This is a genomic window from Bifidobacterium sp. M0399, assembly GCF_016100595.1.
Lineage (GTDB): Bacteria > Actinomycetota > Actinomycetes > Actinomycetales > Bifidobacteriaceae > Bombiscardovia > Bombiscardovia polysaccharolytica.
Genome location: NZ_JACFSD010000001.1, coordinates 919,116 through 943,301, shown reverse-complemented (window position 1 = coordinate 943,301; position 24,186 = coordinate 919,116). Strand labels below are relative to the sequence as shown.

22 protein-coding genes are annotated in these 24,186 nt (G+C 62.4%); 10 read left to right on the top strand and 12 right to left on the bottom strand.

Going from position 1 to position 24,186, the window contains the following annotated elements; all coding sequences use genetic code 11:
* Positions 1-109: 109 nt before the first annotated feature.
* From rpoZ to H3V09_RS03740, 10 genes are all read left to right on the top strand, one after another.
* On the top strand, positions 110-394 hold the full coding sequence (gene rpoZ, locus H3V09_RS03785) for a DNA-directed RNA polymerase subunit omega (protein WP_015022131.1): 285 nt from the start codon (positions 110-112) through the stop codon (positions 392-394).
* A 62-nt stretch (positions 395-456) separates the two neighbouring features.
* Positions 457-1,677 carry a methionine adenosyltransferase gene (metK, locus tag H3V09_RS03780; RefSeq protein ID WP_046323134.1) on the top strand — a complete coding sequence of 407 codons (1,221 nt, stop codon included), beginning with the start codon at positions 457-459 and terminating at the stop codon, positions 1,675-1,677.
* Positions 1,678-1,769: 92 nt separating this feature from the next.
* On the top strand, positions 1,770-4,073 hold the full coding sequence (locus tag H3V09_RS03775; protein ID WP_198190985.1) for a primosomal protein N': 2,304 nt from the start codon (positions 1,770-1,772) through the stop codon (positions 4,071-4,073).
* Between the two features lie 101 nt (positions 4,074-4,174).
* Entirely contained in the window at positions 4,175-4,879 is a 705-nt protein-coding gene (locus H3V09_RS03770; protein ID WP_198190984.1) for an HAD family hydrolase, read from the top strand.
* A gap of 45 nt (positions 4,880-4,924) precedes the next feature.
* Complete coding sequence (fmt, locus tag H3V09_RS03765) at positions 4,925-5,899, top strand: methionyl-tRNA formyltransferase (RefSeq protein WP_198190983.1); 975 nt, start codon at positions 4,925-4,927, stop codon at positions 5,897-5,899.
* A 66-nt stretch (positions 5,900-5,965) separates the two neighbouring features.
* A complete protein-coding gene (gene arc / locus H3V09_RS03760) occupies positions 5,966-7,528 on the top strand; it encodes a proteasome ATPase (protein WP_198190982.1) in 1,563 nt (520 codons plus the stop codon).
* Positions 7,525-9,033: a depupylase/deamidase Dop gene (dop, locus tag H3V09_RS03755; RefSeq protein ID WP_198190981.1), complete on the top strand. Its 1,509-nt coding sequence runs from the start codon at positions 7,525-7,527 to the stop codon at positions 9,031-9,033. Before arc ends, dop begins: the two co-directional genes overlap by 4 nt.
* Before the next feature lie 90 nt (positions 9,034-9,123).
* Positions 9,124-9,960 carry an inositol monophosphatase family protein gene (locus tag H3V09_RS03750; RefSeq protein ID WP_045935548.1) on the top strand — a complete coding sequence of 279 codons (837 nt, stop codon included), beginning with the start codon at positions 9,124-9,126 and terminating at the stop codon, positions 9,958-9,960.
* A gap of 24 nt (positions 9,961-9,984) precedes the next feature.
* Entirely contained in the window at positions 9,985-10,188 is a 204-nt protein-coding gene (locus H3V09_RS03745; RefSeq protein WP_198190980.1) for a ubiquitin-like protein Pup, read from the top strand.
* Positions 10,189-10,191: 3 nt separating this feature from the next.
* Positions 10,192-11,619, top strand: coding sequence for a proteasome accessory factor PafA2 family protein (locus H3V09_RS03740; RefSeq protein ID WP_198190979.1), 1,428 nt, complete (start codon positions 10,192-10,194; stop codon positions 11,617-11,619).
* 98 nt (positions 11,620-11,717) lie between these two features.
* Here the strand turns inward: H3V09_RS03740 and H3V09_RS03735 are convergent, their stop codons facing one another.
* From H3V09_RS03735 to H3V09_RS03680, 12 genes are all read right to left on the bottom strand, one after another.
* The gene (locus H3V09_RS03735; RefSeq protein ID WP_015022121.1) at positions 11,718-12,005 is read right to left on the bottom strand and encodes an HU family DNA-binding protein; all 288 of its coding nucleotides are present in this window, start codon (positions 12,003-12,005) and stop codon (positions 11,718-11,720) included.
* Positions 12,006-12,174: 169 nt separating this feature from the next.
* Positions 12,175-14,646: a lysylphosphatidylglycerol synthase transmembrane domain-containing protein gene (locus H3V09_RS03730; protein ID WP_198190978.1), complete on the bottom strand. Its 2,472-nt coding sequence runs from the start codon at positions 14,644-14,646 to the stop codon at positions 12,175-12,177.
* Positions 14,647-14,648: 2 nt separating this feature from the next.
* The gene (gene purB / locus H3V09_RS03725; RefSeq protein WP_198190977.1) at positions 14,649-16,094 is read right to left on the bottom strand and encodes an adenylosuccinate lyase; all 1,446 of its coding nucleotides are present in this window, start codon (positions 16,092-16,094) and stop codon (positions 14,649-14,651) included.
* Between the two features lie 71 nt (positions 16,095-16,165).
* Entirely contained in the window at positions 16,166-17,593 is a 1,428-nt protein-coding gene (locus tag H3V09_RS03720) for a PGAP1-like alpha/beta domain-containing protein (RefSeq protein WP_144177393.1), read from the bottom strand.
* The gene (locus H3V09_RS03715; protein WP_046323125.1) at positions 17,590-17,916 is read right to left on the bottom strand and encodes a hypothetical protein; all 327 of its coding nucleotides are present in this window, start codon (positions 17,914-17,916) and stop codon (positions 17,590-17,592) included. The genes H3V09_RS03720 and H3V09_RS03715 overlap by 4 nt, the downstream gene beginning before the upstream one ends.
* A gap of 208 nt (positions 17,917-18,124) precedes the next feature.
* Positions 18,125-18,676, bottom strand: coding sequence for a DUF6466 family protein (locus H3V09_RS03710; protein ID WP_198190976.1), 552 nt, complete (start codon positions 18,674-18,676; stop codon positions 18,125-18,127).
* The gene (locus H3V09_RS03705; RefSeq protein WP_198190975.1) at positions 18,673-19,701 is read right to left on the bottom strand and encodes a vWA domain-containing protein; all 1,029 of its coding nucleotides are present in this window, start codon (positions 19,699-19,701) and stop codon (positions 18,673-18,675) included. The genes H3V09_RS03710 and H3V09_RS03705 overlap by 4 nt, the downstream gene beginning before the upstream one ends.
* Positions 19,698-20,774: a vWA domain-containing protein gene (locus H3V09_RS03700; RefSeq protein ID WP_198190974.1), complete on the bottom strand. Its 1,077-nt coding sequence runs from the start codon at positions 20,772-20,774 to the stop codon at positions 19,698-19,700. The genes H3V09_RS03705 and H3V09_RS03700 overlap by 4 nt, the downstream gene beginning before the upstream one ends.
* The gene (locus tag H3V09_RS03695) at positions 20,771-21,304 is read right to left on the bottom strand and encodes a hypothetical protein (RefSeq protein ID WP_198190973.1); all 534 of its coding nucleotides are present in this window, start codon (positions 21,302-21,304) and stop codon (positions 20,771-20,773) included. Before H3V09_RS03695 ends, H3V09_RS03700 begins: the two co-directional genes overlap by 4 nt.
* Positions 21,301-22,233 carry a DUF58 domain-containing protein gene (locus H3V09_RS03690; protein ID WP_198190972.1) on the bottom strand — a complete coding sequence of 311 codons (933 nt, stop codon included), beginning with the start codon at positions 22,231-22,233 and terminating at the stop codon, positions 21,301-21,303. The genes H3V09_RS03695 and H3V09_RS03690 overlap by 4 nt, the downstream gene beginning before the upstream one ends.
* Positions 22,230-23,294: an AAA family ATPase gene (locus tag H3V09_RS03685; RefSeq protein ID WP_121913817.1), complete on the bottom strand. Its 1,065-nt coding sequence runs from the start codon at positions 23,292-23,294 to the stop codon at positions 22,230-22,232. The genes H3V09_RS03690 and H3V09_RS03685 overlap by 4 nt, the downstream gene beginning before the upstream one ends.
* A gap of 36 nt (positions 23,295-23,330) precedes the next feature.
* Entirely contained in the window at positions 23,331-24,119 is a 789-nt protein-coding gene (locus H3V09_RS03680; protein WP_232339354.1) for a uracil-DNA glycosylase, read from the bottom strand.
* Positions 24,120-24,186: the final 67 nt, after the last annotated feature.

Sequence of the window (24,186 nt, the reverse complement as noted above, 5' to 3'; positions counted from 1 at the left end):
CACACTGCTTTTCCCGGCAGAGAAGCCTTCAGGGCTAAAATCGAGCCCGGGCGGTAAAATCATACAGATTGAATGAATGGTTCATCCAGTTGAATTGGAGAAACATCTTATGGCATTCGGTACCGAGCCCCATCCGCAGGGATTTGCGAATCCACCCATCGACGACCTCATGAAGCACGCCGATTCGAAGTATGCACTGTCCATTTTCGCGGCCAAGCGGGCCCGTCAAATCAATTCCTATTTCACGCAGCTCAATGAGGGCCTGCTGCAGAACGTTGGTCCCCTGGTCGAATACCAGAACCAGGAGAAGCCTTTGTCCATCGCCTTCCGCGAGATCAACGAGGGCCTGCTTGAAGAGACCCTGGGCGAGGACGATCTGAGCGAAGGCAACTGAGCCTTTCGACTCTTGGTACAGGGTCCTCGGGCGGTGACGGTTTCTAGACAAAGGTGAATGAAATGACAGAGCGACGGCTGATTTCGGCTGAATCAGTGACCGAGGGCCATCCAGACAAGGTCTGCGACCAGATTTCCGATGCCATTCTGGACGATCTGATCGCCCAGGATCCGCACTCGCATGTGGCTGTGGAGACCTCGGCGGCTACTGGCCTCTTCTTCGTTTTCGGAGAGGTATCGTCTCAGGGCTACACGGATATCCAGTCCCAGGTCCGGTCCGTGCTGCGTAGAATCGGCTACACCTCCTCAGATATTGGATTGGATGCGGATTCCTGCGGCGTGACCGTGGCTCTGAGCGAGCAGAGCAAGGAAATCAACCAGGGTGTGGAACGGCTGTCGGCCAGCCAGGAGAGCGCCGCCACCCGTGAGGAGCGTTACCAGTCCCAGGGGGCCGGCGATCAGGGAGTCATGTTTGGGTACGCATGCGATGAAACCGACACACTCATGCCTCTGCCCATATACCTGGCCCATCAGCTGGCCTTCCGGCTGGCACAGGTGCGCAAGGAGGGGATCATTCCCCACCTGCGGCCTGACGGCAAAACTCAGGTCACCATCGAATACGATGAGGATGACCGTCCTCGTCGGGTGGACACGGTCCTCATCTCCACCCAGCACGATCCCGAGGTTGGGCGCGACTGGCTGCAGGAGCAGTTGATGGAGCACGTCATTACGCCCGTGCTGGATCGCGTCTGCGGCAAGGCCGTCGAGCACCAGGGCTATCGGGTGCTGGTCAATCCGACCGGTTCCTTTATTCTGGGTGGTCCTGCGGCTGACGCAGGACTGACCGGACGTAAGATCATCGTGGACACCTATGGTGGTGCGGCCCATCATGGAGGCGGTGCCTTCTCCGGCAAGGATCCCAGCAAGGTAGACCGGTCCGCGGCCTACGCAGCGCGTTGGGTGGCTAAGAACATCGTGGCCGCTGGACTGGCGCACAAGGTCGAGGTCCAGGTGGCCTATGCCATTGGCGTGGCCGATCCGGTCAGCGTCAACGTTGAGACCTACGGCACCGAGCAGGGGGTCACTCGGGAGCAGATCCAGGAGGCCGTGCGCAAGGTCTTCGACCTGCGGCCTGCCGCCATCATCGATGAGCTGGATTTGTTGAGGCCCATTTACGCCAAGACTGCAGCTTACGGGCACTTCGGCCGGGAGGACCCCGACTTCACCTGGGAGCAGGTGGACAAGGTTGGCGAGCTCAAGGCTGCCATCGGCATGACCAGGTAGCAGCTGTTCATCAAGAGCCACGGCGGGTTCCCGGGTCATCAACTGGGGAATCCGCCGTGGCTCTCTTAATCGTGAAAGCGAGAGGATCAGCCATGGATTCGCAGGCCGTCAGTCAGCCCGCCCTGGATGGTCTTGCCCCGCGTCGTCGTACGAGCAGCAGTCGAAAGAGGCCCCCGCGCCGACCAGCCGATGAACTTCCTGTGGCACGGGTGGTGCTGGACGTCCAGGCCACTCATCTGGGCGGGACCTTCGATTATCTGGTGGACGCCGATCAGGCCGATCATGCACAGCCGGGATGTCTGGTTCGCGTCCGGTTCGGGGCGCGCAGGGTCAACGGCATCATCTGGGAACGCGTCTCAGATAGCCAGGTTCCCCGCGCATCCCTGCGCTATCTGGAGCGGGTGGTGTTGGATCGCAGCCTGATCTCACCTTCCCTGCGCGCGGACATCACTGCTATCGCCAGAGCCTATGGCGGCACTGAAGCCAACATTCTGCGTCTGGCCCTGCCCCCTCGCGTCGCCCGGATCGACAAGGAGCAGCAGCTGGTTCCCGGTCAACCCCGGTTGGCATCCGACCCCAGCTGGGTGGCCGGGCTGGCCCAGCGACAAAAGGACCTGAAACAAAGACTTGATCCGGGCTATCAGGGGCTGGAGAAACTGGATCACTCGCTGGAAGAGGATGCCTTCGCTGCTTTTCTGACTGACATTCTGCCTGGCGTGGACCAGGCCGCCCTGTTGGCTGCCAGGGTATTGATTGGCGCACTGCTTGCCGGCCGAGCGGCGGTTATGGTGCTGCCGGGCACCCGTCAGGTGGCTCACCTGTCTGCGGTTCTCCAGCAACTGGGACTGCGTCCCTTTGGACCTTCTGCCGAAGCAGGTCCGGGCCAACAGAAGGCACGCGGCTGGTCGGGTGATTTCGCCATTCTGGACAGCGGCATGGCTCCCGCCGAGCGCTACAGGGCCTATCTTGCTCTTGCTTCCGGTCAGGTCCGCTGCGCCATCGGGCTGCGGGCCGCCATGTACGCGCCGGTGGAGGGTCCTGCCCTCTTCGCTCTTATGGATGATGCCAGTTACCAGTACGCCGACGGGATGATGCCATACGCCAACGCCCGCGGAGTGTTGAGATTGCGAGCGCGTGCCCACGGCGGTGTCTTCCTGGCCATGGCCCGTGCCAGAAGCGTGCGTTCCCACTGGGAGAGTCTGCCCGAGGCCACCGAGGCGGACTCTGGCGTGACTGGTCCAGGAACCTCCTTGACGCTTGACCGGTCCGCGGTGACGACCCTGCTTCCTTGGATTCGCTGGCTGAACCGGGAGGAACTGAGCCATATGGCCGACCCGACCGTGGGCGCCCGGGTTCCGCATACCGCCGTCGCCGTTATAAACAAAGCCTTGGAGCGTGGTCCGGTTCTGCTGTCCATCCCTCAGGACGGCATATTCGAAAGCCTGAGTTGCGCTCGCTGCCATCATCAGGCTCGTTGCCCGCGCTGTACCGGACCCCTGCGGGCACGGCGGCCTGGTGCGCCCCGATGCGCCTGGTGCGGTGCTGCGGCTACGGACTGGTCCTGTCCGGATTGCGGGGGTTCACGGCTTCGGGTCGTCAGGGTAGGCGCCGCTGGGACGGCGCAGGAGCTGCGCATGCTCTTCAGAAATGTGCCCATCGTCATCTCTTCGCCCAGCCAGCCCCGCGGGGTAGTAGAGAGCGTGTGGGATCGTCCCAGTCTGGTCATTGCCACTCCGGGCGCCGAGCCCAGGGTGGTCGGTTCGGGCGTCGATGGCAACAAAGCAGATACAGACGATCCTGATCTGCCCCGGCTGTCACGAGGATACCGGGCCGTAGCCATTCTGGACGCCTGGACCAGCCTGTATGCCCCTGGCATCGATGCGCGCATGGACACCCTGGGAGCCTGGATGCGCGTGGCATCCTTCTGTCGCCCCCGGGCCCAGGGAGGTCAAGTGCTCCTGCTGGGGGAGTGCGATCCCCAGCTGGCCCAGGCGCTGATGACCTGGCAGGGGCCGGTATTGGCCGCTGCGGATCTGGAGGATCGTCGGCTGACTGCCATGCCCCCTGCGGTCGGCATGGCTGCGATCTGGGGTGAAAGGGAGGCCGTCGTCTGGATGCTTGACGCAGTCGGGATTGCGCCGGGTCAGGAGGCTGTCACAGATGCTGGCACTGAACCTGTTCCTGCCCTGCTTGGGCCTGTGCCCATACCTGCGCCCTCCACGCTGAAAGCCGGTTATCTGGAGGGAACCCAGGACAGGGTCCGAGCCTTGGTGCGGGTACCCACCAGCCGCCGGGACAAGTTGGCTGACGATCTCAAGCAGGCTCAGGCCAAGTACGTGGCCGGTCGCGGGCGAGGAGAGCTGCGCTTCCGGATGGATCCCAAGGATCTGACATGACTGTCGCTTCAGGCGGATATGTACAGGGTCTATGCGGCGTGGTTTCATGAGGGGGCGCAGGCAGAGGCGCATATGGACGAATTCACGGAAGGCGGAGAGTCATGAAGGGATGGCCGGGCGAGATCCGGGTTGAGGCAGATGTGATCCAGGCAGAGCAGGAAGCGGCTCAGGCCCAAGGTCAACCCATTGAACAGGTCATCTTTGACTTCGGCAACGTCCTGATTCGTTGGCAACCCGAGATGGCCATGGTGGCCCGATACGGGCGCAGGAGTATCGAGGCCATGTTGGATGACAGCCGTTCCGGCTTCTACCGGGCCAACAACATGATGGACGGCGGAGCCACCTGTGCCCAGGCTCGTGACTGGGTGGCCGCCAACTGCGGAGCCCCCTGGGATGCCATGTTCGCGTACTACTGTGACCACTTCGTCGATTCACTGACCGGCCCTGTGCCCGGCGCCCGCATGCTGGTGGAGGATCTGAAAGCAGCAGGCCTGGGCGTCTGGGGGTTGACCAACTGGAGCTCCGAGCTCTTCCACCACGCCTGGGACGGCGACTCCTTCCTGCATAGGCTGGACGGAGTGGTGGTCTCCGGGCCCATCCACATGCTCAAGCCTGACCCGGCCATCTACCGGTATGCTCTGGATCAGTTCGGAATCCAAGCTGACAGGGCCCTCTTCGTGGATGACAAGGGTATGAATGTAGTTGGTGCAAACAAGGCCGGCATCCGCAGCCTAAGATTCAGTGACCCCTACGGGCTGCGTACCGCCCTGATCGAGGCAGGAGTGAACATTCCTCAGGTGCAGTGAAAGTGTAGTGGTCCAAAGCCGTCAGATGAAAAGGAGATTGCCGATATGGTCATGACATTGCTGTTTGCGGGCACACCCCAGGTCGCCTTGCCATCTCTGAGATTGCTGGCGGCCGACCAGGAGCATTTCCGGGTTGCTGCCGTGCTTACCAGGCCCGACGCTCCCCAGGGGCGTGGAAGGCATCTGCGTCCCAGTCCGGTCAAGGCTGAAGCCCTGAAGCTGGGGATTCCCGTTCTCGAGAACAACCCATCCGATCCGGATTTTCCGGCGCGGCTGCAGGATACGGGTGCCAGCTGTGCGGCCGTCGTGGCTTACGGACGGATCCTGCGTCAGCCGGTCCTGGATGCCTTTGAAGGTGGTTGGTATAACCTGCACTTTTCTCTGCTGCCGCAGTGGCGAGGGGCAGCGCCGGTCCAGCGGGCCATTTGGGCCGGGGATACCATCACTGGGGCCACGGTCTTCAGGCTGACGGCCGGCATGGATGAAGGGCCCATCCTGGCTCAGTCCACAGTGGAGATTGGACCGCACGAGACCTCGGGCGAGCTGCTGGATCGGCTGGCCGAGGATGGATCCCACCTGCTGGCTGCCAGCCTGGAGGCCCTTGCTGAAGGTCGGATTCAACCCAAGGAGCAGACGCAAGGCGCCTATCAGGTGGCCGCCAAAATCACCCACCAGGATGCTCGCATGCGCTTCGATGTGCCTGTCTTTGCCTTGGATCGGCAGGTTCGAGCATGCAGCCCAGAGCCCGGAGCTTGGTGTTTGTATCGGCAAGGCGATGACCCGCAGGACAAGCAGACAAGGCTGACCGTGCTCAGGGCGGCACCAGCCCGAGGGGACGAGCCCGGGCTTCCTGAGCATCTGGAGCCTGGGCGGCTCGCCATGGACCGTCGCCACCTCTGGGTGGGCACCAAGACCTTGCCTCTGGAGCTGCAGATGGTCAAGGCCGCCGGCAAGCGTGCCATGAAGGCTATGGACTGGGCCCGTGGAGCTCGTTTGGAAGAAGGAGCCCACTGCAGCTGAGTCCTTCCGTCCGGCCGGCTGTCCAGGCCGAGCGGGAATTCCAGGGACGGACGAAGGAGAGAAGCCATGCAGTCCGATGATGTTGACCAGGCCGACGATGCAAATGGCCAGGACCAGGCCGGGGATCGCCGCAACCGGGCCCTGGCTGCGGCGCTTACCAGGGCTGCCAAGGAGCTGGCCAAGGCCAAGAGCCAGTTGGCCCAGCTGGGTCAGCCGCCCTTGACGGTTGCCCTGGCCTTGGGAGTTGATTCTGTCGCCTATGACAGCCAGGGGGTACAACAGGCCCGCCTGCTGATTCTGAGCGGTTCCAGGCGGATGGTGGTGCCCCTGGCGCCTGATATCCACGCCGAGCGGATCAGGGCTGGCCAGGAGGTTCTGCTCAACGCCGATATGGTGGTGGTGCGTGTGGGCGATCAGCCGGTGACTGGGCAGGTCCGCACGCTGCGCGAGACCTTGGAATCCGGTGCCTTGCTGGTGGAAGACCCCTCCGGGCAGACCCGCATCGCCGCACGTGCAGGATCTCTGCAGGACCAGCCTATCGAGGCGGGCAGCGCCTTGCTCATGGACGAAAGCTGTTCAATGGCCCTGACTGTTCTGCCTGAGTCGGACCAATCTGACATGCTACTGGAGGAGACTCCTGACGTGGACTTCTCTGATATTGGCGGCTTGGACAGGCAGATTGAGCGTATCCGTGATGCTGTCCAGTTGCCCTTCCAGCATGCCGATCTGATGCGTCGTTATGGGCTTCAGGCCCCCAAGGGTGTTCTGCTCTATGGGCCGCCCGGCAATGGCAAGACCATGATTGCCAAGGCCCTGGCCCGCGCCCTGGCTCAGGAGAGCGACGGCCATGGGGTTTTTCTGTCGGTCAAGGGCCCCGAGGTGCTCAACAAGTTCGTGGGCGAGTCCGAACGGCTGATCCGCCGTCTCTTCGCCCGGGCCCGCAGCCTGGCAGGCCAGGGTGGACCAGTGGTGGTCTTCATCGACGAGATGGATGCTCTGTTACGCACTCGGGGGTCAGGCATCTCATCGGATGTGGAGACCACCATCGTCCCCCAGTTCCTGACCGAGCTGGACGGTGTCGAGTCCTTGGACCAGGTCATGGTCATCGGCGCCTCCAACCGCATCGACATGATCGACCCGGCGGTTCTGCGCCCGGGACGGTTGGATGTCAAGATCCGCATCGATCGGCCCGACAGAACCAGGTCAGCCGCCATCCTGGGTAAGTATCTGGGCTCAGACATGCCCATGGAGGATGATGCCGGGACGGAGGAGCTGATCCAGGTGCTGGTCGACGGGCTCTTCGCCAGGGATGATGACCATCTGCTGGGCAAAATCATGGATGCCACGGGCCGCTGGCAGCCCCTCTACCTGGAGTCTGTGGTCTCCGGCGCCATGCTGCATAACCTGGTTGATCGGGTCAAGACCATGGCGGTCAAGGCCTCAATCGAACAGGGTCGACAGGTGGGTCTTGACCCTGGGCTCTGCATGAGGGCTGTCCGTGGGCAGTATGAGGACACTCTTGAGGAGCTCCGCGGCCAGGACCCGAACCGTTGGGCCGATCTGGCCGGACTGCGTCCAGGGCAGGTCCAGGAGGTTCGTCCCGTCGATAGGCCAGGGGAGCGGTCATGAGTGCCGGGCGGGTTATGGGTACCGAGACGGAGTACGCCATTGCCGACCCCCAGGATTCTGGCGCTGATCCACGTGCTCTGGCCCTGCGTCTGGTAAGGGCCGCCGCCCATCCGGACCTGGCCCACATTCGCTGGGACTACGGGGGTGAGGATCCGGTCAATGATGCCAGGGGAGGTCGGTTGCCGCGTTCCGCTGCCGCTCCGAGTATGCTCACGGATGCGCCCGGTGCACGGCTGATCGATGTGGCAGCCCCCAATGGCGCTCGCATTTACGTGGATCATGCCCATCCCGAGTATGCTTCGGCCGAAACGGTGAATGCTTTCGATGCGCTGGTCCAGGACCGTGCGGGTGATCGGATGATGGCCCAGGCAGCAGAAAGGGCAGGAAGCCTGGCGCTCTACAAGAACAACGTGGACGGCAAGGGTGCTGCCTGGGGATCCCATGAGAACTATTTGATGGACAGGGCGGTGCCCTTTGCCAGGGTAGCGGCCCTAATGACCATTCATTTCGTCACCCGGCAGATTTATACCGGTTCGGGCAGAGTGGGCCTGGGACCTAGGAGCGAGGAGGCCGGCTTCCAGCTCAGCCAGCGCGCCGACTATCTGACCAGCCGCATTGGACTGCAGACCACCTTCGGGCGGCCAATCATCAATACCAGGGACGAGTCGCATGCAGGGCCGGACAGTCGCCGTCTCCATGTGATTGTGGGCGATGCCAACCGGCTGGATGTCCCCCTGGTTCTCAAGCTGGGGACCACCGATCTGCTGCTGGGACTCTTGGAATCCGAGGGCGATTCGACCCGCCAAATCGATGAGCTGTTGGATCGCTGGACCCTGGATGATCCGGTGTCTGCACTGCACACGGTTTCCCGTGATGTCACTTTGGCCAAGCCGCTTGCTCTGGCAAACGGAGGATGCGCCGATGCGCTGACCATCCAAAGGGCACTCCTGGATGCGGCCCGCCAGGCCAGACGGGATGCCGACCAGCCAGGTTGTGCCGACGACCGGGTTTTGAACCTTTGGGGCCAGGTGCTCGAGGATCTGACTGTGGTGCGTTCGGGCGACGACGAGGACCGTCTTGCTATGACCGATCAGGCAGGAAGATTGGAATGGTTGCTCAAATGGCAGCTTTTGGAGCGCCTGCGCCGCCGCCGGGCCATACCGGACTGGTCGGATCCCCGTCTGGCGGCCCTGGATTTGGCCTGGGCACGGGTGGATCCCGGTCGTGATCTGCCCTGGCGACTCAGAGGATCCATCTTGAGACTGGCAGATCCCGACCAGATCACCAAGGCCATGGACCAGGGGCCGGAGCAGACACGGGCCTGGTGCCGTTCCCAGTTGCTCCACCGCTGCCCTGAGGCGGTCAGGGGCGTCTCCTGGAGTCGTGTCATTCTTGAGGAGCAGGGACCGGAGGGAGAGCCTAGGACCAGGGTTGTGGATTTGTCCGATCCTCTGAGCCACACACGGTCTTCCTGCCGGGATGACCGCGACATATACTGCTCGTAGCGCAGACAATAGTCCGATATCCGACCGGACGACCACCGGTGGACCACGGTCGGCAATGCCTCGACCACCCGTTTGAAAGAGAAGAGAAGTATGGAATTGCGCGATTTGGCCATGCAGGCCGCCACCATTGCCGTGGAGGCCGGCCGTCATGCCCTTCAGGACCAGATCAACCCCCACGATCCCCGCTCTACCTCAGCCATCGGCCAGGGCACCCAGTTTTCGCCGGGCATCGACACACGTCTGATTCGCTACTGCCGAACCAAGATCGCCGCTCTCGACCCCATGGACGGCTTCTGGGAAGAGGAGGCCGGCAACCGGCGTCCAGGCGGCCGTTACTGGTGCCTAGGCCACATCGACGGTCCGGTCAACTATGTGCGCAACATGGCCGAATGGACGCTTACCATCTCCCTGTTCGCCGTGGACGAGAAGGGCCATGCTTCACCGGTTCTGGGCATCGTGCATGCGCCGGTACTGGGCCTGACCTATCTGGCTGCCAAGGGCCAGGGCGCCATTAGGATCCGACGGACCATTGTGGGTGACAAACGGGAGAAAATCATCCCTTCCACTATGACCACCCTGACCGGATCAGTAATCAGCTTCGGTATGTCATACTTCCCCAACGAGTCCGAAAAGGTCCTGCAGATTGTCTCGCGCATGGCCGGCAAGCCTGCCGACATCAAGCGCGTCGGTCCAGTCTCGCTGGATTTGTGCCGGGTGGCGGACGGCAGTTACGATGCGTATTTTGAACCGGCCCTGCACTCCTGGGACATCCCTGCTGTTTCTGCGGCGGCTGTCGTGGTCCGAGAGGCCAAGGGTACCCTCTGGCGCTGGGACGGCGGGCATGTGCGCTGGGAGGGCAGCAACGACGTGGTAGCCACCAACGGGCTCATCGCGGAGGATTTGAATACGTATCTGAGCGGGCGCTGATCCGCGCAGGGAAGGAGAGCGACCATGGCTGAGGCATCCCAGCAGGGGCGGCGCATGGCAGCCGGGCAGCAGCAGGAGCAGGAAGAGGATCTGCCGCAGACTGGGGCACAGGAACAGGTCCAGGCGGCTGGATCCGACCTGGATGCCGTCCTGGATGACATTGAGACCACCCTGGAGACCAATGCCAAGGAGTATGTACAGGGCTTCGTCCAGAAGGGCGGCCAGTGATCCATGGCGGACGGGCAGGGGACTGACTCGGACTTTCGCAGGATATTCGGCATCGAGACCGAGTATGGACTGAGCCTGACCGGCACCAGTGGCCCATATGCTGCCGGAAGGGTAGCCATGGCCATGTTCCGCCCTCTGATTGAGAAGCACGGGTCAACCAACATCTATTTGCCCAACGGCGCCCGACTCTACCTGGACGTAGGCTCCCACCCGGAGTATGCCACGGCAGAGGCCCGTGATCCACTGACAGCCCTGACTCAGGTGCTGGCCGGGGAACGAATCATGACCGACCTTGCGGAGCACGCCGCGAGGTACCTGTCGGAGAACCTGGGCAGGCCTGTAGAGGTTCATGTATTTGCCAACAATGTGGATGCCCAGGGCCATGCCTTTGGCTGCCATGAGAATTACCTGCTGGACCGAAGGGTCCCCTTGGACATGATTGGAGCCTGTCTGGTTCCTTTTCTTGTCACGCGGCAGCTGATCACCGGGGCGGGTCGTCTCAGCCCCGATGGGTTCCAGCTCAGCCAGCGGGCCGACTTTCTTGATGAAGCGGTATCCTCGGCCACTACCCGCGCCCGTCCCATGGTCAACACCCGTGACGAGCCTCTGGCCGATCCTGAACGATGGCGGCGTCTGCATGTGATCGTAGGGGATACCAACCGGTCGCCGCTGGCTGCCTGGTTCAAGATGGCCAGCACTCACCTGGTCCTCAACCTGGTTGAGCAAGCCTGCCGTCAAGGCCGCAGGCCAGACCTGGCCGACTGGGCCCTGGCCGATCCTGGCGCAGCCGTCCGAGCCGTCAGCCGGGATCGGACCGGCCGGGTCAACCTGGAGCTGGAGGCTTCGACGAAGACCGGCGGCATCAGTGCTCTGGGTCTGCAAGAGGCCTATTGGTCAGCCTGCAAGGCCTTGGTGGACCAACAGGAGGATATAGGCATCGACCGGTCCCAGGCTCTGCATGCCCTGCAACTTTGGAGGATTGCCTTGGATGCGTTGGACGCGGGGCGTTGGCAGGACCTGGCCGACTGGGTGGACTGGGCCGCCAAACTGCGGCTGCTCCAGGGGCTGAGTCGACGTGGCGCCGGGCGCGATCTGGCCCAGGCTTTGGACTTGGACTATCACGATTTGAGCGCGGGAAGATCCTACCCTGGCTTGGTCAGGCATGGGCTCATGCGCTCACCGGTCGACGACTCCGAGGTAGAGCGCGCCATGGATCAACCTCCAGAGGATACCCGGGCCCGTCTGCGTGGCGACTTCGTCCGCGCCGCAGACCGGGGGACACGCACATGGTCATGCGACTGGAGCCACCTGGTCCTGGGTGGTTCTCGCCGAGTCGAGGTGGACCTGCCCGACCCCTTCGACCACCTGGGCCCGTCCCGATACCGCTCCCTGATGGATTTCCTGAAGAGTGCCTCAGAACCGCGTGCCTAAGGTTTTGTCTGCAGTGAGAGGCTTCGTCAGGCCTCATATAACAAGAAGGGCCCCGGTATCCGTGGATGGATACCAGGGCCCTTGCAGAAAGGCTGATTTCACTTCTTGTTGGTGACGGCCTTCTTCAGCAGCGAGCCGGCAGAGATACGCACGCCATAGCTGGCCGGAATCTTGATGGTCTCACCGGTGCGGGGGTTGCGGCCGGTGCGGGCGGCGCGCTTGACACGCTCAGCCGAGAACAGACCGGTCAGCTTCAGACCCTCGCCGGACTTCATGGCCTCGACGAAGACATCCTGGAAGGCGTTGACAGCAGCTTCTGCCTGAGCCTTGGTCAGGTTGGACTTCTGCGCAATCTTCGAAACGAGATCAGACTTGTTGTATGCCATAGAACATCCTTCTTTCGGGGGCCTCCCATTGCTTGATTTGGGGAAAGCCCAACGGTCAATGACTGATATTACCGCAGATTAGGCCCAAACACCGCATTTTCCGGGGGTTTCCGACATTTCATCACGCGATTTTTGAGGCCGTCGGGATTGGGCCTGTTCGAGGGGCTCTTCAGATGCGATTATGGCTGCTCAGCCAGCGCATGGCCAGGGCTCCAAGGGGGATGCGCAGCCAGTAGGTGACCACTCGGAAGACCAGAGTGGCCGAGATGGCCACGCCCGAGGGAACGCCGGCCAGACGGAAGGCCGAGAACAGCACCGCCTCTATGGCTCCCAGGCCACCAGGGGTGGGGACAGCCGAGCCTAGCGTGTTGGCCAGGAGGAAGACGAAGGTGGTCTCGAAAACGTTGGTCCTGCAACCGAAGGCCATCAGGGCGGCCCAGAAACTCATGCCCAGGGCGGCTGACTGCAGCACGGCCCCAAGCACGGCCACCACAAGCTGCCTGGGCTGAGTCAGAATCTCTACAAGGTGGCGGGCGTAGGAGGCCACGATGGGCATCAGTCGCTCCATGACCAGCCGCCTCGTGTAAGGCACGGCCATGATCAGGGCCGCGATGATGGCTACCGTTCCGATGACGATGACCAGGGTGTTGGTGGGGATCATACCGGATAGGGTGTTGCGGCCGGTAAAGAGGCCGATGACGATCAGCAGGCAGAAAGTCGTTGCGAACTGGACGGCCACCACAGCGCTCATGATGGCTGTGGCCATGGTGTTGTCATAACCGTCCCGCCGCAGGAACTGCAAATTGACGAAGGCCGGTCCTACCCCGGCGGGCATGGAGACCGAGGTGAACGAGGAGGCGACCTGGGACAGGAAGATGCCTCTGAAGTCGCGCTTGGCAGGGTCGATGAAGACTCCCAGAGTGATGGCACAGCCTACCCATGACAGCGACCCCAGCAGGAAGGACAGCCCGGCCATCCAAGGGTTGGCGTTGCGGACGGCACTGATGACTTGGGGCAGGTTGAACTGGGTGACGATGACCGCCACCGCTACTACCAACAGGGCCAGGGCTACGAAGCTGCGCAGGCTGAAACGCGAGAGGGTCACCTGACCGGTCTCCGCCACCGACTCAGGAGGAGCCAGGGCCTGCAACTGTTTGCGCAGGTCAGTCAGAATCTGTCGATCCCAGCCGGGCAGGGCCTGGGTCTGCGAGGGAATGGCCACCATCTGGCAGAAGGGCGACAGGCTCACCAGGGTCTTGACCCCCCAGGAGGCACGGGCCGCCTCGATGGCTTGATCTACGCCGATCAGCGTGGCAATCAAGGTCAGAAGCTGGATCCGGTCCAGGGCGATGTTGGCCTGTGAGCTGGCGCTGTCGCCGTTCTCCCAGCCGGCGATGACCATGGAGCCTGACTGGTCTATGGCCAGAGTCTCCGGGCGTATGCGGCGGTGTGTAAAGCCGCGCTCGTTGGCCCGGCGAAGGTAGTCCATCAGCTGCTCGGCCCTGTCTGTGTCCAAGCTCCCGGGTTCCAAGGGCCGAAGGTGGACATCATCCTCCAGGACCAGGATTGAGGATTCCGCGCTCTCAGCCAGGCCATAGGGATGCAGTGTCGTCAGACCCAGGTCCCGCAATTCAGCCAGCATAGCCATGTGGTGTTGCATGGAGTTTCTGACCGACCTGTCCCGGCGCATGGAGACTCCGGACAGCTTGATCCACTGCCATAGCTGCATCAGATAGCCCATGGTGTGCAGCTGGCCGTCCATGACCGACACCGTGTAGTTGCGGCCATCCCTGTCTTGGGCCCTGTAGATGCGGGAGGCTTCGATAAGGTCGTCGTCGAGGGCGGGCAAGGGCTGGCCATCAGAGTCCAGACTGGGATCCTGACGTTCCAGGCTGGCGGCGTGGATGCCGATGGAGGCTATGGCCTGTACCACTCCCTGCCCCCAGGCGCCCTTGTTCTGCGTGCCCGCCAGGTATCGGATGACCATGCCCACGATCCGTCCCAGAATCAGCGAGGCCAGGACGCCGCTGGCCGAATTGGAGGATATGGCGACCATGATGACGGCCACGACGTATAGAGCGTTCCATCCCCATTTGACCGAGCTGCGCAGTCGACGGGGTCCTGCTGCGCTCAGGAAGGCTGCCAGACCGGCATAGAAGTCAGGCAGCAGAACGGGCGATCCTATGGCGTTTTGGGAGCTGAATGAGGCGATCAGGGTGGGGTTGCCCGCTTTCAGGATCAGGTTGGAGGTCAGCATGACCAGCCCGAACCCTAAGAACATGGCCAAGGGGGCAGTGATGGCCTGGACCCACTCCCTGTTGACCAGCAGGTGGATAAGCACGGCCAGGACCACGGTCACCGTGACTGCCTGCTGCAGGAAGGCGGTGGGTACGTCCATGAGCCAGTCCATGGCATTGCCGGCCTGGCGCATGTCGGACTCGACCCCTGCGGCTATGCCTTTCAAGTAGATGGCTGCCAGGGTGACAAGAATTCCCAGGATCAGAGCTGCCAGGGCTCGAAGCAGGTCCTCAGCGTCATGGACCCGTTGGGGCGGGGTATCCCGGATGACGACCTGATCTGCCTGTACAGGGTCAGCGGAATCGGTGTCCTCGGGAGTAATGGTCGACTGGGACGGTGTCATGGTCAGTCGCGATCGAAGTCCACCAAGGTTCCGGCTGCGCCGGTGTAGGTTGCCGGTGTCAAGGCCTTGAGCCGACTTGCCGTGTCCTGGTCCAGGTCCAGGCCATCGATGAAGCGTTCGACATCCTCTCTGCCGATCCTCTTGCCCCGCATCAGCTCCTTGACCTGCTCATAGGGATGATCCATGCCTGTACGTCCAGCCAATCCAGCGGCTCGCATTGCCGTCTGTATGGGCTCGCCCAGGACCTCCCAGTTGCTGTCCAGCTCGCGGGCCATCAGGGCCTTGTCAGGATGGATGGTCTGCAGGCCGCCGTCCAGGTTGTCCAGAGCCAGCAGGCTGTAGCCCAGGGCCGAACCGATGTTGCGCTGGGTGGTGGAGTCGGTCAGGTCCCGCTGCCAGCGGGTTTCGGTCAGGGTGGTGGCCAGGGTGTCCAGCAGGGCTCCTGAGATCTCCAGATTGGCTTCGGCGTTTTCGAAGCGTATGGGGTTGACCTTGTGGGGCATGGTGCTGGACCCTGTCGCGCCTTTGACGGGTTCCTGGGCGAAGACGCCGCGGGAGATATACATCCAGACATCTACAGCCAGGTTGTGCAGGATCCGGCCCAGGTGAGCAATGTTGCTGAAGAGCTCGGCCTGCCAGTCGTGGGACTCTATCTGGGTGGTCAGTGGGTTCCAGACCAGGCCCATTCGTTCCACGATGAAAGTCCGAGTCAGATCGATCCAATCCACCTGCGGTAGGGCGGCCAGATGGGCGCCAAAGGTTCCAGTGGCGCCATTCATCTTGCCCATGTAGTCCTGATTGCGGATCCGGTCCAACTGCCGGTGCAGTCGGTGGACGTAGACCGCCATCTCCTTGCCCAGGGTAGTGGGTGTGGCCGGCTGGCCATGGGTCAGGGCGAGCATGGGTAAATCCCGGTATTGTTCCGCCATGGTAGCCAGATGGTCCTCGATCCGGGTGGCCTTGGGGAGCCAGACCTGTTCGACCCCGCCTCGGATGCAGCGGGCATAGGCCAGGTTGTTGATGTCCTCGCTGGTGCAGGCGAAATGGACCAGGGGTGTCAGCCTCGGCAGTTGGGACTCGCGGCCAAGTGCTGTGGCTGCTGCCTCCAGACGGCGGTCGATGTAGTATTCCACAGCTTTGACATCGTGGTGCGTCTGGGCTTCGATGCCCGCCAGTTCGGCGATGCCGTCGGCATCGAAATCCTCGGGTATGGCTCGTAGATAGGCCTGTTCTGCCTCGGTCAGAGGCTCTACGCCCGGTAGAACCGGATGCTGGCCGTTGCCCTGGTAGCCGCTGGCCAGCATGATCATCCATTCGACCTCGACCCGCATGCGCTCGCGGTTCAAGGCAGGTTCGCTCAGATATTCCACCAGATCGGCAGTCTGTCTGCGGTAACGTCCGTCCAAGGGATTGAGGGGGATGACTGGGGTGATTCGGCTCAGGTTCATGCCTCCAGCCTAGACGACCGGGTCAACCAGCAGGAACGGCATGGACACTCCTGGTGGCGCGCGTGTCCGGCTCATTGCCGCAGCCTGCCTCGGTAGTAGCGAGTCTCCTGCAGATCGCCCTCGATGGCATGGGCGAAATGGTCGTCCTGACGTTCTACTGCCGGTGAATTCTGATCTCGGGCATCGGCCCAGGCCGCCTGCTGGTAGGCCATACCGTGGGTGGATTCCTTGCCGGGTCCGGCAGTGGTCACTGTCCTGCCAGTCTGATGGCTGCCTGGAGGGGGAGGTCCGCCCGCTCTTCCCCTGACTGTCAGCTGGTTGGGTCGGGAGGAGTTGTCTGCTCCATCAAGGCTGGAGACCAGTTCTTCGCGCATCTCCACGCTGGTGACCCAGGTGTCTGATTCTATCTGGCGATGGGCAATGGGCGATCCGACGGTCACGATGTGATCAAAGCGGTAGCGGTCCGAAAGATCCGAGGCCATGGTGGCGGCCACGATGCCGCCCTGGGAATGGCCCACCAGGCTGACCGGATCGTGCGGGCGCACCCCTGCATCCTGCATGGCCTGGTCTACTAGACGCAGGGATGCCGCCCTGTCGCGCACTGAGGCCTTGTCACTCATGAGCTGGATGTTCTGGGCCCATCCGATGGGGGAGTCCAGATGGGAGCTGGTGCCGGGTATGTAGACCAGCCAGTGGTCTTTGCCGTCGGCCTTTCGATAGCGCTGTACGGCGATGGTGGAATAGGGAATGCCGTCCCGGCAGGATCCCAGGGTCTCCAGGTTGTGTAAAGCACCGGCTATGTCATTGGCCTCGCCTAATCCTTTGCCCTGTGGCTGAACAGGATCCATCGCAATCTGGTCACCCTGAAAATGAGCGAGTATCAAAGGCATCAGCAGGCCAGGGCCGGTGACCAATCCGCCAATGGGATCATGATGGTCCGAGGACAGGCCGGATGCGACGGCGTTCAGTAGGGGCTGTTGGATGCTGGCCGTGGTTTCCAGGAATTCCTGGAGTTGCGATGCGTCCAGGTGATCGGTCAGTTTGGCTGCTCCCAGGCCCAAGCCGATGGATCCCAGCATGAACGGGGCAATGGGTTGAAAGACGGTCAAGGCTTTGGACATCAGGGAGTTCATCAGCCTGTCCATGAATGATTCAGCCTGCGAATACAGCCCGTAGGCCTTGGTCAGCTTGTCGGCCACAGACTGGAGCTGGGTGCGCAGATCTCTGCAGGCTTCGGCCTGGTTATTGCAGAAGGTCACCATCAGATCCAGGGGCAGATGGGCATGATCCGGCAGCGGCATGGCAGCCTGGGCGCAGGGGAGAGTCGGCAGTCCCGGCATGGTTCTGCGGATGGCCTGATTGGTCAGAACCCATTGGGACTGCAAGGTGGCCAGGGCACCACCTGCCTGGTTGAGTCGGTCTGCCATGCCGGTCAGATGGTCCAGTTCGGCGCGTGTATAGCCATTGGCATCGGGGGCAGCGGTTATCGTCCGCTTCATGGCCGGCTCTCTTGATCAATCAGGCTTAGGGTACGCCCTGCCTGGACGCGCTGGTCCTGGCAGAGGGCATCCATGGCCCGCACCTGGGCCCGATAGGCTTCAGCGGCCCGCCCTTGCCAGTCGACCCTCAGAGCCTGGTCGGCCAATTCACTCAGATGGACCAGAGTGGCTCGCGACTGCCGGGCCATGTCGGACAGCAAGGTCCGACAGCGGGCTGCCTGTGCATGACAGGGGCAGGATCCAGCTGAGTCCGGATCAGCCAGGTAGGAGGATTGTTCTAGGAAGGGGCTCAGAGCGGGCAGTGATGAGGATGACCTATACATGCCTCTACTACAACATAGCGATCATCCTGAAATGATCCCCATAGGGCCATGTGGCCGAATGAGGTCCGATTCATCTGGCTGTGGACGGATTTACCGCTCATTCTTGATTCTGTCAGTCAGATAGTTGAGAGAGGTTTGTCTGCATGAGGATCGATTTGCTGGAAAGGAGAGTTTGGAACGACTCACGCGAAAGGCTGTGTGCGGCCGGTCACCAGGGTTTGACGTTCTTCCCCTGACCCTTATCGTCACTCGCCTGACCTGACGGCGTGGGGGAAGCAGACGGCTGGCTCTGCTGCTGGTTGCGTCTGAGCAGATCCTCCACCTCGGCCTCCTGCTGCTTGGTCAGCTCTGAGTGGGAGCTCTTGTTGGATCCGTTCTGTCTGTCCTGGGCCTTATTGGCTTTCTGCTTCTTGAACAGACGCTCCGTGCGGCTGGTCAGCGCAGCGTTGGCGGATCGGTTGGCCTGGGCAGCCTGCCTGGTCTGTGGCAGAATCAGGGGTCCAGGCCGTTCGACCTGGGCAAAGAGATGCTCGGCCTGGTCCTGCAAAGCCTTGATGGATGCTGGATCGGCCTGGGGGTTTTGGACCTGTCGAACGTTGGTGCTCAGCGTGCGCGTGCCCTCGTTATAGGTGGCGATGGCTTTGACGTTGATCAGGCCCCAGGCTCCGGCCAGGGCTGCAACCAAGGCTAAGCCACCCAAAATCAGGCGCACTCGCAGGCGGCGGCCGCTCCTTGCGTCTTGCTGGGACTTCCTGCTCATAACAGTCTCCTCGAAGTGTGAATCCAGAGCCCCGCCTCAATCAGGATCAGGACCAGCTCCACCAGTGCCAGCGGCCAGACCAGCGGGGTGACATGCTGGCGGACCTGGTCTACCTTGGTCACCCGGTAGCGCTTGGAAGCTGCAGCCGTACTCCCCTCACGCAAGGTCGTCCCCTTGGTCAAGGCCTGATAGTGGCCGCTCATCTCGTCGGCCATGGTCTTGAGGGTTTTCGGATCCATGACGGAGATGCCCGGCTGGCCGGTCTTTGGGTCCGTCACCCAGCCGTCGGCATCGCTTCCGCCGACATCGGAGCTCAAGGGCACCATGCCGCCCTTGGTCGAGCCGGTTCCCAGCACAAAGGCATCGTCCAGACCTTCCCTGAGGACGCTGAAGGATCGTCGTTCATCAGATCCGGTCTGTTCGCCGTCGCTGATCAGGTAGAGCAGGATTCGGTCGTCCGGATGCCGGTCCTTGGTCTGTTTCAAGACCAGGCTCAGGCGATCCAGCGGAGCATCGAGGCTGGAGCCGGAGGATCGGGATGTGGGCTCTGTAGCCAGCCCCCTGGCCCAGTTGTCCACAGCCCGTACGTCGGGTGTCAGGGGCAGATCGACGCTGGCCGAAGCGCCGAAGCTCAGGGCCGAGAAAGAGGCATCGGGGTAGGTGCGTGTCAGTTCGTGGACAGCTGCCCGGGCCGCATCCAGTCGGCTGATTCCTTCCTGGTTGCCATATCCAGCATCCTTGACCGCCATGGATCCGGTTACGTCAACCGCGATGAAAACATCAGTGGCGTTGATGGCTTTATTAGTGGTCTTGCTGACTGTGCTGGGGGTCAGGACCATGAGGGCCAGGATCAGGACCATGGCGGTGCGCCGGGTCAGGGCCCAGCGATCGGCGTCCGTATCCTGCCCCTTGCGCAGTCCATGGATGACCAGCGCGATGGCCAGGAGTAACAGCAGACCCGCCAGAAGGCCGCCGGCCACCCAGCCCAAGGCAGGCTCAAAGGTCAGGGACTTGAGTATATTCATCGCTTCAGCCTCCAGGCCAGGAGCAGATATCCCGATAGTGCCAGGGCCAGGACCAAGGTCCACCAGCCGGGTGCATCCACCAGGCTGGACTGCTCTTGTTGACGTGGGTCGGCTCCGTGTCGGTGCTCAATCTGGCGGACAAGCGCGTTGATGGAGTTGCCATCCTGCCGTCGCAGGAAGATGCCGCCCTGCGCTTCGATCAGCCGCTGCATCTGCCGGGTGCTTTCATCCTTGGTGCCCTGGTCCGGTCCCGAATAGAGACCGTCCACTGCGATTCCTGCGGCCGAGGTCAGCTTGAGCGCCTCCTCTAGGGTGTATGTGGGTTTGCCGGAGACCACGTTATCGGTGGCCAGTACCAGGGAGCTCGACCGTTGGTCGGCCTTTGCCGGTCTGATCTGGTCCCTGGGTGCGAATTGCGGCAGGAGCGCGGCGCAGCCCACCAGTCCGTCACCAATCAGGGATGTGGTGTCCCGGCGGTTCTGCGTACCCTCCAGCCAGTCGCTGATGTCCTGGTACTGTCGTCCGCTCATGGCATCGATGCGGTCCTGGGACTGCACCCCGTCCAGGATCCGCCGCGCCTTGCTCAATTCGGCTGTGATCATGTCATAGTCGTCGGTCAGAGGGAAGACGGTGCGTGAGGTGGAGTTGAATATGCTCAGAGCCATGCGTTCGCCCCGGAAGTTGCGGACCAAATCAAGGTAGGAGGCGATAACCTGCCGGTCGTAGGGCAGGGTGGACCCGGACACGTCCAGGCATAGAACAATATCGCGGTTATGGCCTTGCTCCAAGGTTCGATCGACCCGGGCGGGCCTTGCGGCAAGGCTCAGAGCCATCAGCAGGGCCAAAGAGAGCAGGACCGCAGCGCAACGGTTCAATCGCCGCCAGCGCCGAAGGGCCTCATGGCCCTCCTCGGTGTCCAGGTCGCTGTTCAAGGTCCAGACCCGAGCTTCCGGTTCCTGATCTAGCTTGCCATGACGCGCCATAGGGTAAGCCAGCAGGCCGAACGCCAGGACCAGGACCAAGGCCAGAACCGGCAGCCAGGGCCACCTCCAGGACAGATTGCCTATACTCATCGCGGCCACCGTTCGATCAGATCCCTTACCCAATCGGCTGCCTGATTCACCGTGGCGCTGGTTCCTGTGCTGTCCCGGGGGAGTGCAAATTCAGGCGGGTAAAGGGCATCTATGGTCTGCCGAAGCAGGTCGAGGCCCTGTCGGGTGCTCGGCGTGCGGGGCTGAGCCTTGATCTCAGCTAGAGTCTTGGCTTTCATATCGCTGTTCCAGGAACGGGATGCGAATCCACGAGCGATGGTGGCCAGTGCCGTCATGGCTTGGTCACGGTCCAGTCGGCCACTGTCGTACTGGGCCACCACCTGATCGATCCGCTGACGCCACGCATTGCGGGAGTCAAAGTTCGCTTGGACCGTATGTTCCCCCTTCTGACGACGGTACTTGGGCAGGAGAAGGGCCGTTGTGATCAGGGCCAAGGCCAGTATGACGGCGGTCGCCGTCAGAGCCAGCAGCCAGGTGGGTTGGGTCATGGTAGGCATGACCCTGATTCGGACATGACTGGACGTAAGAGGGATCAGGACGACAGCATTCATGCCGCCATCACCGTCCGCCGCATGGGGATGCCCGGCCGGCCGGCTGAAAGCAGGTGGATGAACCTGTTAAACATGGTTGTACTGGAGTCGGCCCGGATCAGCGAGGCTCCGATTCTGGACAATTCCCTCCCAAAGGCCTCGATCTGGTAGCGCCTGTGCAGGTCTACAGCCCGTGTCCCGTTCGCAGTGCGCAGGAAGGCCGGAATCTGCCTTCCGCTGGGTGCATCCGTTACCGAGTCCATAGCGGGCTGCTGGCGCAGAGGATTCATGGTCTCCACTCCGATGAGATTCAAGGGGTGTGTGGTGGCCAACTGGCGGATGGTCGGCATCAGGTCAACGTTCAATGCCGACTGGTCGGTGGCGATGACCAGCATGGCCTGCCGGTCCTGGATGCCAGCGGCGTAGCCCAGCAGGGCTTCAAGGTTGCGCGGCTGATCCAGCGGTGACTCCAGAGCTCGGTCCAGGGTCTGCTCGAATCGAGCGAAGCCGCCCTGGCAGGGTATGCGGCGGATAGCGGATGAATCGACCAGGACCAGGTCCACCTCATCGCTGCGGCGCAGGCAGAGGGAGGCGAACATGCACAGGGCATTGGCGGCCACCTGGATGGCCTGCTCCCCGTCAGGGCATGTTCCGGACATCTCTCGGCCGACATCCAGCAGCAGCCAGACCTTGCTCGTGACCAGGCGCTCGCGCTCCACCACCATGGGGCGACCCAACCGTGCGCTGGCGTGCCAGTCGATCATGCGGGTTTCGTCTCCGAATTCATAGGCGCGTAAGTCGGCACGCTCATCTCCGCCGCCGCGACGGCCAGAGGAGTGCTCGCCCTCTAACAGGCCCAAGGCCCTGCGTACCGTGGGAAGCCGCAGACTGGTGTCCAAGGACTCGATCCGTCTGCGGACCGGGTCGCGATACGGGCGTCGACGGCTCATGGCACTGGCACCCTGTCGACGATCTGGTCGATGATATCGTCGCTGCTGATGCCGTCTGCCTGGGCCTCGAAGGTCAAGAGGATCCGGTGACGGAGCACCGAATGGGCCCAGTCTTTCAGATCCTCGGGAATGACGTAATCCCTGCCTGTCAGCAGGGCTCTGGCCTGGCCGATGCGCACCAGGGCGATGGAGGCGCGTGGACTGGCTCCCAGTCTCACCTGCTCGGCCAGCCCTTGGATGGGCCGCGAACCAGCACCCCTGCTGGTGGCTGCCAGATCGACTGCATATCGCATGATGGGCTGTGCCACGTGAACCTGCCGGGCCTTCTGCCTCAGGAAGTCCACATCGGCGATGGTCAGTGCATCCCGATCGTCCTTGCCGGGCATGTCGGTGCCACGGGTGGTCAGCATCTGCAGCATTCGGGTTTCCTGGTCGGCATCGGGATAGGTCATGACTGCCTTGAGCATGAACCGGTCCATCTGGGCTTCGGGCAGGTTGTATGTGCCCTCTTCTTCGATGGGGTTCTGGGTGGCGATCACCATGAAGGGCTGGGGCAGGGCCATGCGTTCGCCGCCGATGGTGGTCGCGCCCTCGGCCATGGCTTCCAGCATGGCCGACTGGGTCTTGGCGTTGGAGCGGTTGATCTCGTCCAAAAGGACGAAGTTGGCATGAATTGGTCCCAGCTGTGTGGAGAAGCGCTGTGTGGAGAAGTCGTAGACCTGGGTGCCTACCAGATCCGAGGGCATCAGGTCGGGTGTGCACTGGATCCGTTTGAAGCTGCCGGAGACCGAGGTGGCCAGGGTCTGGGCGGCAGTGGTCTTGGCCAGGCCAGGCACGGATTCGATCAGGATGTGTCCAGAGGCCACCAGCGTCAGGATCAGGGCCTCGCGCAGGTTCTCCTGACCTACCAGAGTCCTTGAAAAGCGGGTCCGGATCCGGTCGGCCAACTGACGGCAACGTTGCAGGTCATCCTGGCTGATTGGCGGAACCTGCCGGTCTTTACCGGGCTGAACAGATGGGGACTGACTGGGTCGAGGTGGGAATAATGGCATAGCAGACATGGTAACGGCATTTCCTGACGACTCAGCCAGCAGGGCTCAGGTCAGGGACCAGTCCACCGGCTGGGCGCCCATGGCCTCCAGCGCTTGGTTGGCCTTGGAGAATGGACGGGATCCAAAGAAGCCGTACCGGGCCGATAGGGGGCTGGGATGCGGGGATTTGATGATGGCTGCGTTGGTCAGCAGGGGCTCTAGGCTCTGGGCCTGCCGTCCCCAAAGAATGGCCACCAGGGGCCGGACCTTGCCCTCCTGGTCGCGTCTGTCGTTCAAGGCGCGGATGGCTGCATCGGTGATCTCTTCCCAGCCCTTGTTCCGGTGGCTGGCCGGCTTGCCAACCCGTACAGTCAGGCAGCGGTTGAGCAGCATGACCCCTCGCCTGGTCCAAGGCGTCAGATCGCCATTGGAAGGCGTGGGCAGGCCCAGGTCGGAGCTCAGCTCGGCGTAGATATTGCGCAGGGAGCCGGGGATGGGGCTGACCGCAGGGTCCACGCAGAAGCTCAGTCCCACCGGATGCCCGGGGGTCGGATATGGGTCCTGGCCCACGATCAGGACCTTGATGGAGTCGAAGGGGATGGTAAAGGCACGCAGGATGTTCTTGCTGGCAGGCAGATAGCGGTGGCCCTGAGCCAGCTCGGATCTGAGGAAGTCGCCCATCCGGTGAATGTTGGGCTCGACGGGTGCCAGAGCACGGGCCCAGCCGGGATCCACCAGGGCGCTCAGAGGTTTGCGGTGGGGCCGGCCCTGGCCTCCTGCTATGGTCGGAGGGTTGGTACCGGTTCGGTTCGTCGGCTCAGGGGAGGTTGCGGCAATAGGCTGGCTGCTGTTCATAAGGTCACTATATCGCTTGGCGATATAGGCTGGTCATGACTGCTTCGGCCATTTCAGGGTTGGCGGA

Coding starts and splice junctions, on each gene's coding strand:
- rpoZ (WP_015022131.1), top strand. CDS start 110: ATGGCATTCGGTACCGAGCCCCATCCGCAGGGATTTGCGAATCCACCC.
- metK (WP_046323134.1), top strand. CDS start 457: ATGACAGAGCGACGGCTGATTTCGGCTGAATCAGTGACCGAGGGCCAT.
- H3V09_RS03775 (WP_198190985.1), top strand. CDS start 1,770: ATGGATTCGCAGGCCGTCAGTCAGCCCGCCCTGGATGGTCTTGCCCCG.
- H3V09_RS03770 (WP_198190984.1), top strand. CDS start 4,175: ATGAAGGGATGGCCGGGCGAGATCCGGGTTGAGGCAGATGTGATCCAG.
- fmt (WP_198190983.1), top strand. CDS start 4,925: ATGGTCATGACATTGCTGTTTGCGGGCACACCCCAGGTCGCCTTGCCA.
- arc (WP_198190982.1), top strand. CDS start 5,966: ATGCAGTCCGATGATGTTGACCAGGCCGACGATGCAAATGGCCAGGAC.
- dop (WP_198190981.1), top strand. CDS start 7,525: ATGAGTGCCGGGCGGGTTATGGGTACCGAGACGGAGTACGCCATTGCC.
- H3V09_RS03750 (WP_045935548.1), top strand. CDS start 9,124: ATGGAATTGCGCGATTTGGCCATGCAGGCCGCCACCATTGCCGTGGAG.
- H3V09_RS03745 (WP_198190980.1), top strand. CDS start 9,985: ATGGCTGAGGCATCCCAGCAGGGGCGGCGCATGGCAGCCGGGCAGCAG.
- H3V09_RS03740 (WP_198190979.1), top strand. CDS start 10,192: ATGGCGGACGGGCAGGGGACTGACTCGGACTTTCGCAGGATATTCGGC.
- H3V09_RS03735 (WP_015022121.1), bottom strand. CDS start 12,005: ATGGCATACAACAAGTCTGATCTCGTTTCGAAGATTGCGCAGAAGTCC.
- H3V09_RS03730 (WP_198190978.1), bottom strand. CDS start 14,646: ATGACACCGTCCCAGTCGACCATTACTCCCGAGGACACCGATTCCGCT.
- purB (WP_198190977.1), bottom strand. CDS start 16,094: ATGAACCTGAGCCGAATCACCCCAGTCATCCCCCTCAATCCCTTGGAC.
- H3V09_RS03720 (WP_144177393.1), bottom strand. CDS start 17,593: ATGAAGCGGACGATAACCGCTGCCCCCGATGCCAATGGCTATACACGC.
- H3V09_RS03715 (WP_046323125.1), bottom strand. CDS start 17,916: ATGTATAGGTCATCCTCATCACTGCCCGCTCTGAGCCCCTTCCTAGAA.
- H3V09_RS03710 (WP_198190976.1), bottom strand. CDS start 18,676: ATGAGCAGGAAGTCCCAGCAAGACGCAAGGAGCGGCCGCCGCCTGCGA.
- H3V09_RS03705 (WP_198190975.1), bottom strand. CDS start 19,701: ATGAATATACTCAAGTCCCTGACCTTTGAGCCTGCCTTGGGCTGGGTG.
- H3V09_RS03700 (WP_198190974.1), bottom strand. CDS start 20,774: ATGAGTATAGGCAATCTGTCCTGGAGGTGGCCCTGGCTGCCGGTTCTG.
- H3V09_RS03695 (WP_198190973.1), bottom strand. CDS start 21,304: ATGAATGCTGTCGTCCTGATCCCTCTTACGTCCAGTCATGTCCGAATC.
- H3V09_RS03690 (WP_198190972.1), bottom strand. CDS start 22,233: ATGAGCCGTCGACGCCCGTATCGCGACCCGGTCCGCAGACGGATCGAG.
- H3V09_RS03685 (WP_121913817.1), bottom strand. CDS start 23,294: ATGTCTGCTATGCCATTATTCCCACCTCGACCCAGTCAGTCCCCATCT.
- H3V09_RS03680 (WP_232339354.1), bottom strand. CDS start 24,119: ATGAACAGCAGCCAGCCTATTGCCGCAACCTCCCCTGAGCCGACGAAC.